Origin of the sequence: Mycolicibacterium baixiangningiae (assembly GCF_016313185.1) — a bacterium.
GTDB classification, from domain to species: domain Bacteria; phylum Actinomycetota; class Actinomycetes; order Mycobacteriales; family Mycobacteriaceae; genus Mycobacterium; species Mycobacterium baixiangningiae.
On the sequence record NZ_CP066218.1, the window covers coordinates 984,917 to 998,375 of the forward strand.

A 13,459-nucleotide genomic window follows, 5' to 3' on the forward strand; every position below is an offset into this window, starting at 1 on the left:
AACACCCAGCTTCAGCGGGTCTGCCCAGCTACGTTCCGTCGCGGTTTGCGATTCGTGGAAACGCTTCTTGAAGCACCGCGACGAGCTTCGCCGCCATCGTCTCGTCGAGCTCGATGATCTGGCTGGGCTTCGGGTGTAACTTGCGCTGATCGGAACCCAGTGTGGCCAGGCGCAGCAGTCGTTGTCCATCATCGGTGTTCACCGTCGTGTAGAGACAATCGACCTCCGTGCGAGGCGGCCGAGCGACTTGCTTGTCGGGCTCCAGCGAACGAATGAGTGCCATGATGCCAACGGTACTGGTCGGCCCACCATGAGCGCCCACAGCTGGGCGAGCAGTGGCTCGCCACGTCGACACACAGACTGATTTTGGTTTTGGACGACTGACGAGTGATCCGACAGCCTGACAGAACCGTTATCGACGTGCTTTCATGAGCGCGCCTAACTTGTCGGACCCGAGCTCTAACCTCTGCCGGGGCGCTTTGGGGGAGCCCCAGTACCGAAGGATCCACAGGGGAGGGTGCGCATGAACCGCGTCGACCATCATCAGCTCGTCGGTGAGGCCTTGGGTTCGCTGATCGACGGGCTCCAGCCGTTCGTCAGTCGCGTTTTGAGTCCCGCCCTACCTGCGGGCACAGACTGGCCGGACGTGCTTCGCGCGAAGGACGCTGCGAACGGGCGCCGCGGCGGTGAGTACCGCAACCGTGACCTGTCGCTGATGCTGCGGGCCATGACGGAGCGGCTCGGTGACCTCCTCGGCTACCCCTTCTCGCGTCACTTGTCGCGGCAGGCCGAGAACTACGCGCGCGAACTGCGGAGCGTCCGCAACGAGTGGGCGCATAACGAGCATTTCGACGCCGCCCGGGCCTACCGGGCGATCGACTCGGCCGAACTCCTCCTTCGCGCCATCGGCGCTGACGCGCAAGCCGACGAGGTCGCCGGCCTCAAGGCGACCGTCGCACCCGTCCAGGTGACGCCCAGAGCCGAACAAGCCCCGGCGGAACAGGTCGCTTCGCAGGTGAAGGTGACGCCCGGCCCGAATGCCGGTGACGTCGACGCACCGCGGATCGGAATCTCCGCGGTCTCCGACCTCAGCTACGCAATGGCGCACTGCCGGATCCCGGTGATCGACCACATCACCGTTGACCACGTCACCAGCGACCTTCACGGCGCCGTCATCGAAGTCGATGTTGTCAGCGCTATTGGCAGCCATGGTGGCCCCCGGGAAGTGCACCTCGACCTGGCCGCGAACAAGCCGACCATCCTCAACAACGTCGACCTCCAACTCGACCCAGCCTCCATGCTCGAGGTCGACGAACAAAGCCCCGGCGACATCCGGGTCGTCCTCCGCGACGCGAACGGACAGGTGCTCGCCGAGGCGGCCAAGAACGTCAACATTCTCGCCGCCAAACAGTGGAAGGCGACCCCGCCGCAACTCGCGCTCGAGATGCTCGCCGCATACGTCCAGCCGAACTCGACGGCCGTCACCACCTTGCTGACCGAGGTGTCAGACCATCTGAAGGCCGCGACCGGAAACTCGGCAATCGACGGCTACCAAAGCGAGAACCCCGACCGGGTCGATGCGATCGCCAAGGCTGTGTTCGACGTGATGCGCGCCCGCGACATCCGCTATGCCGAACCGCCCGCAAGCTGGGGCGCCGATGGGCAGAAGATCCGAACACCAGCCGAAGTGCTGGACGGACGGCTGGGAACCTGTCTCGACACCACACTCACGATGGCAGCCGTCCTCGAACAGGCGGGCATCAACACCACGCTGTGGGTTCTGCGGGGCCACGCATTCCTCGGCTACTGGCGCACCGACTCCGCGCTCAGCATGGTGTCCACCACCGAAGTCGTCGACGTCGTCAACCAGGTTGACCTGGGCCACATCGCCCTGATCGAAACCACCATGCTGACCCAGGCTGCGGACCAGCCGTCCTTCGTCGACGCCACCCACGCACCCCGAAGGTCGCACCTAACGGGCGACCTCTCGGGGATCGTCGGGATCACTGACATTCGGCAGGCGCGCGAGGCAAGGATTTACCCGCTCCCCAGCCGGTCGATCGACGCCGAGGGCAACGTCGTGGTCACCACTTATCAACCGGGCGCCGGGCGGTCCATTGCGCCCTATCTGCCGGCACAGGGTCAGGCCCGCACCTCAGTCGACGAGCTCGTGCCCGCCCGCATTGCGCAGTGGAAGAACGCGTTGCTCGACCTCAGCCTCCGCAACAAGTTGATCAACTACACGGACCGCGCCGGCTACCGCTTGGAGGTGCCGGGCCGCGCACTCGGCCGGTTCGAAGACGCCGTAAACGCCGGCGCTCCCGTCGTGCTGCTGCCCTCCGACGAAGTGAAAAGTGTCGACACCGCGCGCGGTATCCGCTTCGGACGCGATCTACCCGAAGCCGAGCGCGAAGTGCAGCTCGCCGAGAAGCGAACTACCTACATCGACATCACCGACGCCGCCTACAAGAACAAGTTGCGCTACCTGGCGAACAAGGCCAAAACCATCGTCGAGGAGACCGGCGCGAACAATCTGTACCTGGCTTTCGGCATGCTGCACTGGCACTTCAACGACCGCGAACTGCGGTCACCACTGGTCCTGGTGCCTGTGAATATCTCCACCAAGAACCGCGGCGAGCGATACCAGCTCACCCTCGACGAAGCCGGTACGTCGACACCGAACTACTGCCTCGTCGAAAAGCTGCGAGTGGCCTTGAACCTACACATCCCCGAGTTGTCGAATCCGGCCGAGGATGCCTCTGGGATCGATCTCGTCGGCACCTTCAACGGTGTGCGTCGAGCTATCGCCGACGCCGGGCTGCACTTCCGCGTCGAAGACACCGTTCACCTGGCGATTCTTCAGTTCGCGAAGTTTCCGCTGTGGAAAGACCTCGACGAATCATGGAAGTCGTTGTCTCGCAATCCCTTGGTCGAGCACCTCATTGAGACGCCGCAGGAGCCTTTCACCGACCCGGTGACCCCCTCCGCTGACGTCGACCTCGACGAGCTCAATGCCGCGGTTCCCGTGCCGGCAGATTCGTCGCAACTTCGTGCGGTCGCCGACGCAGTGGCCGGCCGCACCTTCGTTCTCGAAGGACCGCCCGGTACTGGGAAATCGCAGACGATCACAAACCTGTTGGCCCATGCCATGGCTCAAGGCCGCCGGGTGCTGTTCGTGGCAGAGAAGCGTGCAGCTCTCGATGTGGTCAAGAAGCGACTGGAAGCGGTCGGGCTGGGTGAGCTGTCGCTCAATCTCCACGACAAATCGGCGCGGCCGGCCGCTGTCCGCGGGCAGATCAAAGAAGCGCTCGAGTTGCGCATCCACCACGACGAGGATCTCCTGCACACCCAGTTGCAGGCAGCGGAGTCGAGCCGCGGGTCGTTGGGACGATATGCCACTCGGCTCCACGAGACCAACGCCGTCGGTCAATCGCTGTACTCCGCGCGTTCCCGAGAGCTGGCGGCTGACCGGCACGTCGACCCACTCGACGTGCCAGAGCAATTGGTGGCGAGTGGAAACCCCGAACTCCTCGAGCGCGTCAGCCAAGCCCTGAGAACGCTGCCGGAGAAAGCGGATCTCGCGCGCCCACGCCGTGAACACCCGTGGGGCTTTGTCGATGTGCCTCCTCAGCAGGGTCTTGACGGGGCTGAGATACACGCGGCGGCAGCGGAGTTCGATCGCGCCCTGGATGAGGTCCAAAGGGCAGGTCTGTCGTTGCACCAGTTATCCCATGCGGCTGATCTCTCGGCGGTCGCGGCCTGGGCGATTCTCGCCGGAGAGCCGCGGTATCCACTCGATGCGATCGACACGCTGCAGTCGAGCGCAGCCGCCGCCCAACTTCGAGCCGTCGAGGAACTCGTAAGAGCCATCACCGGCACGAAACACGACTGGGAGGCCGTGATTACTCCTGCCGCCATGGATCTCGATATACCGGCGATTCACCAGGCTGCCGTAGCTGCTGACGAGTCCGGCTTCTTCGGCCGCAAAAAACGCCGCCGGGCGGTCGTCGAGCAGATCACTCCGGCCCTGGCGGTCGACGCCGACACCGTCGACCTGAAATCGCTCTCGGCGTTGTTGGAGCAGGTCCGTCACACGCATGCCTTGGTCGCCGGACTACGCGCACAGGTCGCGGCGCTGCCCCTGCAGCTCTTCAATCGACCGTGGAATCCAATGGCCGCCGCAGATGCGACCTACCTGCGCGACAACATCGCCGCTATCCGTCGCGTTGCCGCCGTGATTTCTGCCAATGCGGACGACGAGTATGCCCGCGTCTTACGGGGCTTCTTCACGAGCACCCGACAAGGCGAGCTGAGCACGCAGCTCGATCTGCTGGCCAAGGCCTGGAAGCGATTGCAGGACGCGACGGGCGCATCACCGGAACAGCAGCGGGCCTGGGCGGGCGAAGGGTCGTTCGTCGAACAGTGGTGGGAGACCCGCACAGACCGAAAGTTGGAGTCGTCGGCTTCGATCGACCGTTGGGTCGACTTGGTCAGCCACGTCGAGCCGCTCCGTCACGCGGGGATGACCACCGCGCGGACCGGAATTCTGAAAGGCACGGTGGTTGCTGACGACGCCGCACTCGCGTTCGACCGCGGCAAGGCCAAAGCGTCGGTCGCTGAGCGGCTGGAGGCGAGCGCTCTCGGTGACTTCGATGTCGCCGCCCACAGCAAGGCGATCCAACGTTTCACGGTCAGCACGGGACAGATCAGAGAAGAGCTGCGCCGGGCCATCCCAGCGCAGATCCTTGGTGCCCGGCGTTTCGACTCGGATTCTATGAGCGGCCAGGTCGGTGGGCTTCGCAGACAGCTGGACCGTAAACGCGGCGGCATGAGTGTGCGCGGGCTCATGGAGAACTACAGCGAGCTGATCACCCAGATCCTTCCGTGCACACTGATGAGTCCCGATTCGGTGGCACGGTTCTTCCCCGCCAAGCCGGACCTGTTCGACATCGTGGTGTTCGACGAGGCCTCACAGATTCGCGTGGCAGACGCGGTCGGTGCGATGGGCCGGGCCAGATCCATTGTCGTGGTTGGGGACAGCAAGCAGATGCCACCGACGAGCTTCGCCGAAGCCAGCGCTGCGGTCGATGAAGACGAGGATTACAACCCCGACGTGGTATTGGATGAGGAGTCCATCCTCACGGAGTGCGTGCATGCGCGGGTGCCGCAGCAGTGGCTGTCCTGGCACTACCGTAGCCAAGACGAAGCCCTGATCGCCTTCAGCAACTTCCACTACTACAACGGCCAACTCGCGTCGTTCCCCGCGCCTCTCGCGACCGCGAGTGAGCACGGCATTTCGCTTGTGCGGGTCAACGGGCATTTCGAGCGGAGCGGGCGCGGTAAGGCACTGCGGACAAACCACGTTGAGGCAAAGGCCATCGTGGAGGACATCATGCGGCGGTTCGACGACTCGCCGGCGGAGGCCCCGTCGCTGGGCGTCATTACGTTTAACGCACCGCAACGCGACCTGATCGAGAATCTGCTGCGAGATGCCGGCGATGATCGCTTGCTGCAAGCCCTCGACGAGCCTGACGGTCTGTTCGTGAAAAACCTCGAGAACGTGCAGGGCGATGAACGCGACGCCATTCTCTTTTCCATCGCGTTCAGCAAGAACGACAAAGGCGTAGTACCGCTCAACTTCGGGCCGCTCTCCCGCCCGGGGGGCGAACGTCGACTGAACGTGGCCATCACCAGAGCGCGGCGAGAAGTGGTGCTATACGCGAGTTTCGATCCTTCGGAGCTGCGTGCGGAAGAGACCTCACAGGTCGGCACGAAGCATCTTAAAGCGTACCTGGAGATGGCCGCACGCGGAGTGGAGACGATCACCGAGGGCGGTCGACGGCTACCGGTGATCGACCGCCACCGTGAGGAAATCGCCGAAGTGCTGCGAGCCGAGGGATTCGTAGTGCGCACCGATGTGGGGCTGTCGGACTTCCGCGTCGACATTGTCATCGCCGACCCAGAAGACCCGGAGCAGCCGCTGGTGGCGGTCCTCTTGGACGGGCAGGAATGGTACGGCCGCAAGACCGTCGCCGACCGCGACGGTCTACCGGTCGAAGTCCTCGGCAACCTGATGAAGTGGCCGGCTGTCGAACGAGTGTGGTTGCCGGAGTGGCTGAATCAGCGAGAAGAGACCATCGGTCGGTTGCGTTCAGCCGTGGTGGAGGCGAAGAATGTGCTCGCCACGCCCTCGACCGTCCCTGCGCCGGCCGTTTTCGAGAACGAGGTACCGCCGGCGCCCACGCATCAGTTCAAGTATGCGCCGTTGCGGTCAGCGAGGCCGACGCCCGCACCCGCGCCATGGAAGCCGAAGCAGCATCCGAACGTGATGACGTTCCGAGAGTGGACACCGCGCATCGAAGGGGATATCAGCATCCTCGATGCCCTGCCGAGTCAATGGGCCAAGGATGCGGTGCGTCGAGTGGCCGAATCGGTGATCGCGGCCGAGGCGCCGGTGCATCGAGCGCGGCTTGCGAAACTCGTCGCCGGCGCCTTCGGCTTGGGCAAAGTCAACGACGACAGGAAGCGCTCGATCCAGCGCGTGGTGCCGTCGGAATTCATGCGGGCGGACGATAAGGACTTCTACTGGCCGACGGGACTTCAACCGGATTCATGGCGAGGGGTGCGCATCCCACCCGAGGGGCTCAGCCGGCCGCTGGAGGAAGTGAGTCTCGTCGAGATCGGTAATGCCATGCTCGTCATCGTGGAGCAGACCGGCGGTATTGAACGAGAAGAGCTGAAGCGGGATGCTCTGGCGATGTTCGGTGGCAAGCGTCGCACGCAGGGAATCAGCGCGCGGCTCGACGCGGCGATTCTGCATGCATTGGAGCACGAGTTAGTGCAGGTGTCTGAGTCGGGGCTTGTAGTTCTTCGCTAACGTCGCCGTCCCAGCTGCCGGCCGATTAGCAAAGCGCAGAATGCCATTGCTGCGGCCGTGGACAACGACACCTGTCGACCTGTGGAACGGTTAGCGCCTGCCACACTGTCGTCGGATTGCGTTGCCTGCTCGACGTTCTGCTGGTCCGAGAAGGGTTCCGCTGGTCGCGGGTCGGAATGGACCGGCTTGCCATGCTCATCCCTTTCTGATGCGCTTTCGGCAGCGTTCCCGGTGTTGTTGACCGGCGGCCTTGTATTGACGGATCCTCGAGATTCGGTGGGTTCTGGTGTATCAGCCTTGGTTGCGTCTATCACGGCTTGCTGTTGATGTGCGTGTTCTTCGTCGGTGGCGCTCGGTGTGGGCGCTGCGCGCTTGACCACCGGTCGGATGCGGGCCAACGTCATCGGCGTCGGTCGCTTCGGCGGAACGGGCTCGGGTGCGGCAGCCTCGAGCGTGGGCAGCAACGGCATCGGCTCCACCCGATGTGAATCAATTCGAGACGGGATGCCGAACTTGACCTGTTCCCAAGTTCGCTCCCGATGGGCGGAACGGTAGGCGGTGACCGCCTTCCTATTGGGGCCGATATCGAGGCGGTACCCTTCGCGGGATAGCACAAGATAATTCGCCGTGGTGACCGTGCGGCCGGAGTTCTCCAAGAAATCCTCTAGCATCCATCGGATCTGCACCTCCGCTTCCGCATCAGTGCCGCCGTGGTGAAACTTGAACGAGCGGACGGCTTGCGGCCATACCTTGATCGTCGATGGGGCTCGAAGCGATCTGCGCGGGACGAGCCCCCGTTTCTGCGATCTCACTTTCAGAACCGTAGAACTTGACGTCTTTCAGCGTTGGCGCCTGCGCGAGCGAGGACCTTGTGAATCCCGCGCACCCGTTCTCTCGACACCAGCGGTCCTCGTTGGCGGTGGCATTCTCACAACGTCGTCCGTCAACGCTGAAACGGCTGCAGATCGTCACGTGCGCATTCTGCCTCAAGCTTCTGACAACGCGGGTGGCCGGTGTTGAACTTGCGAAGCGGCACGAACCCTGTCGCAGTTCGATATTTCGCGCAATTGGTGGGTCCTGCACTGGTACAGCTTGCTTATTGGGGGGTCTTCGCGAAGAAGTTGCTCACGGCTGGTGGACGCCGCGGCCAGACGCCGCCCTGAAAAGTCTTAGCGTGGTTCCGCAAATCTGCGAGCCCGCTTAGTCCTGACCACAGACGACGCGGTACTGGTCGCCGACATTCGAAGCTACGTGCGTCTCGGTGCGTCTTCGGCCGCCATCTCGCAGCTGACCAGAAAGGGATCTCGTCATGAACGGTGGTGAAATTTCAGCCCTGACCCAATGACGCCGCCGCTGGGTCCAGCGCCGTCGCGGCCAATTGGTCGCACAACTGCTCACGTGCGGTTCGCAAGCTAGGTGATGAGCCCAAAATTGGTCCCACTGTCTCGGAGTCAGAGTTCGCGCCGAGCACGCCCGCGCAAACAACCTGATGGATCTTCCCCGCCACGTCCGAATCTCAGGTTAGCTGGATCGGCGAGGCGGGGCGCGCTACTGTTCGGCGGAGGCGTGATTTGGGAGGGGGTAGACGATGGTTTTGCCGTTGATACCGATAGCGCTGATTGCCGTCGGAGCGGTTACGGGCAGTGGTGGGCTGGCACTCGGCGGTAGGGGCGCCATGGCCCTGAAGAAGGCTCAATCGCAGCGGAGTGAAGCAACACAGCGTTACGAGCCTCGGAGAGAGCAAAGCGAAGCTGCTGTCGCGGCTACGAATGAGTCACTCAGGGAGCTCGGGGATGACCAGAAGCAGGCGCTGACTGATGTCCTCCTGCGCATGGTTGAGTTCCTTCGCCGCAACGAGCGTCAAGTCCGGGAAAACGAAAGATTGCTGGTTGACGGTATTGATGCGACGACACATCGGGTGACTGGCCTTACAAGCCTCGACATTGATGCCGCGTCGTGGATTGCCGGAGCGCTGGGGTCGGTCGGTGCGGGGTTGGGCGCCGGCGCCGGGGTTACGGCCGCGGCGGGCACCTTTGGAGTGGCGAGTACTGGCGCGGCGATCTCAGGCCTTTCGGGGGCTGCTGCGACTAACGCGGCGATGGCCTTTCTCGGCGGGGGCAGTCTGGCTGCGGGCGGTGGCGGAATGGCGCTTGGCGCCGCAGCGCTCAACTTCGTGACGATCGGACCAGGACTGCTAGTCGCAGGATTTGTCACACACACCCAGGGAGACAAAGCGCTAACGCAGGCGAAGGAAGTCTGCTCAAAGGTTGAGGTCGGCATCGCTGAACTCGACGAGTTCGACACAAAGATGGCGGCGGTAGACGCACGAGCGCATGAGTTGCGATCTGTTCTGCGTGACCTGCGTGAGCGTGCGGTTACTGCGCTCGATCTGCTGGAATCCGAGCCGTTCGAGGCACAGGCACACGCAGATCGGTTCCAGAGGGCCATGACCTTGGCGATGGCGGTGCGGGACGTGGCCGCAGCACCAATTGTCGATGCTGCCGGTGACTTGACCGAGGAAAGCGCGGAACTCACGGTGAGATACCGCGCGATGACTAAGGAGCAATCAAATGGCTGAGCCGGTCAGGACACACACAGCCAAAGTTGTTGGTCGAGCGGCGAACGCGGTCACTCCGCTGCAGGGCTTCGATGCGTTGAACCAGATTGTGGAGGCGGCGCGCGAATGCATCGCTGTGCACCAGGTGGAAAGCACCAAGCGGGCTCGGCTACAGGCATATGAGACCACCGAAGTCGCCCGCATTAAGGCCGCCGAATCGGTACTGAAGGACTATTTCGCCCAGGTGTTCGCTGAGCGCCGGTCGAACTTCGAGGAACTTTTCAAGCGGCTTGATGGCGCACTCGAAGCGAACGATGGAGAAACAGTCAGCCTCATGGTGCGCGGCATCGTGGACATCGCTAAGTCCTCACCTCTCGCAGATCTTGGAGACCTCAGCAAAATTCGGGCTGCTCTCGATGATCCGGACCAGGTTTGGGAGTTGTGACCTGTCTGGTCCTTGTTGAGCCCTCGCTCCTTGCGATTGGCAGCTACTGGCGGAAAGATAGTCGATCCGCCTTCTCAGTTTGTGCAGTGGATCCGTCGCGTAGACGGTAGGTAAACGCCTCCGCGCCGTCAAGTGGTGTCGGTTAATGCGCCGACCTGTGGAACTCGGCACGTACGAATCACTGCTGACCAACGGCTCCATGAGCAGCTCGACCAAGCCTCGGGTTTGCGCCCGCCACCACGCCGAGAACGGATAGTGCGTCGTCCGACATCGGGACGGTCTTCCCCGCGGCACACGCCAAATTTAGAGGCGCGGGGATAAACGCCGAAAAAGAGAGACCGAAAGCCGCAACCTCTGTGGTCTCTCGCAGTGACCGCACACGTGCGGGATCCGCGCCTGACTCAAACTAGCCGCGCGTCGGGCACATCCGCAAGGCTCACTGCGCATTTCGCAGCGCGACCAACGACACCAGCCCCATCTCCCGGTACAGCACCTCCGGTGGCAACTGCCGGAAGCCGCGCACTCCCGCCGTGCCCGTCGCCGCCTGCGCGATCTTCCGCGCGATCCGGTAGTCCAGATCCTTCAGCGACCCCCGGTCGGTCACCGTGTCCAGCAGTGCCGACAACCCCGCCACCGCGAACGGGCTCGTGACATCCAGCATCACGTTCGTCGCCGCGACCAAATGACCGGCCCGCTCCCGCACTGTCATTGACGCCAGCGTCGGTGATGACGCGTCGATCCGCGCCGCGATCCGAGCAACGAAGCGTCGCAACCGATGTGGGCCCAACGTCACCGTCCCGGCCGCCGTCACCGACATCCCCAGGCAGTCGATCCGGTCCCTGCCACGGTAGGTGGGGTCAACCTCGCACCGCCGGCCATGCACCGACAGCGCCGTGCGCAACTCCTTGCTCAGCTTCCGCTTGACACCCAGCTCTGCAACCAACGCATCGATCCGTGCGTCCGCCTCATAGAGCGCAGCGAGATCCCCATGGGCAACGATGAAGTCGTCGTTGTAGCGGGCGTAGAACACCCCGTCCATATCGGTGATCGCCCGGTCCATCGGTACCACCGCCAGATTCCCGAGCACCGGCACCAGCGGCGTCCCCATCGCAACCCCGTTGAGGCGGGTGAACTCGGCACCGTCCTCGTCGCGCACCACCGGGCGGATCAGCGCAGTGATCAAACCCCAAGCACTACCGCTGATCTCACCACGTGCGCTGCCGAGCGACGCCACTTCCCGCAGGCTCTTCCACAGCGCGGCATCCGGCCCGACCGGCAGGTTGTCGCCGTACTTCTCGAAATCCGACTGCAGCACGTACAGCGGTCCGCCTCTCGGGCCGACCCGCTCACGATGGGCACGGATGAACGCCGCGAACGCCCGCATCGCGCCCACGTTCGTCAGACCCGGCAGATACGAATACACGCCCGGCAGGCCGTAACAGCGGGCGTTGTGCGACAACAGCTTGAACAGCGCCGAACCGACGATGTGATCGACGAACCCCGGCATGTGAGCGGCGCGGCGCTTGCCGTTGGTCTCCAGGAACCACAGATCGACCGGCTGCGGCTCGTAGCTGCCGTCGGCGATAGTCGCGGCGATGGCGCGGGACAACGCCTTTCGATCGGCGGCCGCATCGAAATCCGTGACGCCGTCGGCGACGTCGTGGAATCCCATGCCCCGCTCGTTGCGCTTAGCGTAGATCCGCAGGATCGTGGACTCGTAGGTCGCCGGGTCCATAAGGCACTGGTCGATATCGACCGGTTCAAGCGCCATGAACGGCGGCCTCCCGGTCCCACTGGCCGAGGCGCCACGCCCGCAGTGTTCGCAGCCAGCGTTGGAACTGCTCCGGCTCCGGATCCGAGGGCAGCAGGAAGATCATCCGGACCTTGTTCTCGTGGAAGATCGGGGACAGCCAGCGCCCGGCCACCGACACCACCAGCGCGTCGTCGTCGAGGCTCTTCATGGCCGCCGGCAGGATCGCCTGCACCAGGTCGTCGTCGAGCGTGCGCATGGCCTGCGCCCCCGCGCGGGTGTCCAGGTCGGCCACCACCCCGTCGGGGAAGATCTCGAGGAACTGAGGCTCGAGGCATTCCGGGCTCTGCGGCTCCTGCGGCGCGCCTGCAATGCCTTTCAGCCACTGCGCCGTCACGATTCGGTCCAGCGCCGCGCGCCCGTCCGGAGCCGGTTCCCGCCAGTACTGGCCGCGGTTGGCGGCGCCGCCGGTGGCGGTCTGCACCTCGAGATGGGGCTGCCGGTCCGGACCGAAGGACGAACGCACGTAGAACACCAGTGACGTCGCCGAGCAGAAGGCGAGACTTCCGCTGTCCGTCAACGTTTTCCGCATGAGTTCGATCGCCGCGGCCCGCTGCCGCTGCGGAATCCACTCCGGGACGGTGATCGTCCCCGCACGCACCGGCCCCGGTTCGGCGGCCAGTGCGCGGATCCAATCCCCGAGCGGCAGCTGGGTGGGCGATGGCGGGATGCGATCGCGCAGGTGCTGCAGGTTGATGTGCACGATCAGCAGCGTGATCATCGCGGCGGTGAGCTCGAAGAGATCCGAGGACGGATTCGCGTCGATCCACACCAGGGCGAACAGCACGGCTGAGAACGCGATGGTGAAGTTGAGCGCCCGGAACTGTCCCTCGGCGAACAGCCGGATCTGGTAGGTGCCGATGAAGCTGCGCACGATGAACAACGGCAGCAGCGCCAGCAGGAACGTGAACGGAATGCCGGGAAGCACGAACAATCCCAGCATCACGGCGAGCCCCCAGAAGTACAGGGTGACCACCGGCGTGACGATCAGCAGCTGGTGGAAGAACCACACCCGGTACTCCCGCAGCGCCGAAATGCGCCGCAGCCGAACGAAATCGAAGTAGAAGACCGCCGTGGCCTCGTAGGCGCCGCGCAGCAGTGGCAACACCAGGTAGAAGAATTGGAAGGCGTCGATGTCGCGCCACGCCTCGAACCCGGCGGTCAGGTCGAAGGACCGGGTACTGGTGCCGTAGATCCCGGCGATCGCGAGCACGGCGATCGCATCGAGCCGTAGGCCCAATCCGGCCACCGTGGCGTCGAATCCCTGCCGGACGGGGATTCTCGGCAGCCGGTCCCGCAGTGACCGCGCCGTCCGGGGATGCGGTGAGACGCCGTTGAGGCGGTAGAGGCGCAGGGTGAAGTGGACGGTGATCCAGATCGACAGCGCGTTGGAGACGATGATCGCCACGACCACGGCCGCGGTGGGGTAGAAGAACACCCCGGCGCCGATGACCACCATCTGCACCGCGGTCGGGGCGAACAGCGTCCACAGTGGCCGGTAGACCCGCCGGGTCGCGTACATCCCGGAATGCAAGACCCGCACCGGCATTCGCAGCGCGAGCTCGAGGACGACCAGGAGGGCATACAGCAGGCCGAGCGGGTCGTCGGTGGAGGGGAGCAGCGACAACGCCACCGCCGCACCCGCGACGGCCACGCCCGTCGCCACGATCAGCGACAGCACCAGCCAGCTGCTGATCTCGCGCTCGACGGCGTCCCGGTCGCGGGTCAGCGAGAGTCCGCGGAGGCGTTCGCGCATCACCTCGAGCAGTC

Annotated in this window: 7 protein-coding genes; 3 read left to right on the forward strand and 4 right to left on the reverse strand. The window is 64.2% G+C overall.

Annotated elements, in window-relative coordinates; genetic code table 11:
- Positions 1-28: 28 nt before the first annotated feature.
- Positions 29-283 (reverse strand): hypothetical protein, encoded by a 255-nt coding sequence (locus tag I7X18_RS04635; RefSeq protein ID WP_193044333.1) that lies wholly within the window; start codon positions 281-283, stop codon positions 29-31.
- Between the two features lie 240 nt (positions 284-523).
- On the opposite strand from I7X18_RS04635, the gene I7X18_RS04640 reads away from it, so the two are divergent.
- A complete protein-coding gene (locus I7X18_RS04640; protein WP_193044332.1) occupies positions 524-6,877 on the forward strand; it encodes an anti-phage protein ProA in 6,354 nt (2,117 codons plus the stop codon).
- Here the strand turns inward: I7X18_RS04640 and I7X18_RS04645 are convergent.
- A complete protein-coding gene (locus I7X18_RS04645) occupies positions 6,874-7,689 on the reverse strand; it encodes a hypothetical protein (protein ID WP_193044331.1) in 816 nt (271 codons plus the stop codon). The two genes, I7X18_RS04640 and I7X18_RS04645, sit on opposite strands and share 4 nt — an antisense overlap.
- Before the next feature lie 863 nt (positions 7,690-8,552).
- On the opposite strand from I7X18_RS04645, the gene I7X18_RS04650 reads away from it, so the two are divergent.
- Entirely contained in the window at positions 8,553-9,455 is a 903-nt protein-coding gene (locus tag I7X18_RS04650; RefSeq protein WP_226862923.1) for a hypothetical protein, read from the forward strand.
- Positions 9,448-9,879 (forward strand): hypothetical protein, encoded by a 432-nt coding sequence (locus I7X18_RS04655; RefSeq protein WP_193044329.1) that lies wholly within the window; start codon positions 9,448-9,450, stop codon positions 9,877-9,879. The genes I7X18_RS04650 and I7X18_RS04655 overlap by 8 nt, the downstream gene beginning before the upstream one ends.
- A gap of 436 nt (positions 9,880-10,315) precedes the next feature.
- On the opposite strand, the gene I7X18_RS04660 is transcribed toward I7X18_RS04655, so the two are convergent.
- Positions 10,316-11,650, reverse strand: a complete 1,335-nt coding sequence (locus tag I7X18_RS04660; protein WP_193044328.1) for an RNA-dependent RNA polymerase family protein — start codon at positions 11,648-11,650, stop codon at positions 10,316-10,318.
- Positions 11,640-13,445 (reverse strand): hypothetical protein, encoded by a 1,806-nt coding sequence (locus I7X18_RS04665; RefSeq protein WP_226862922.1) that lies wholly within the window; start codon positions 13,443-13,445, stop codon positions 11,640-11,642. Before I7X18_RS04665 ends, I7X18_RS04660 begins: the two co-directional genes overlap by 11 nt.
- Positions 13,446-13,459: the final 14 nt, after the last annotated feature.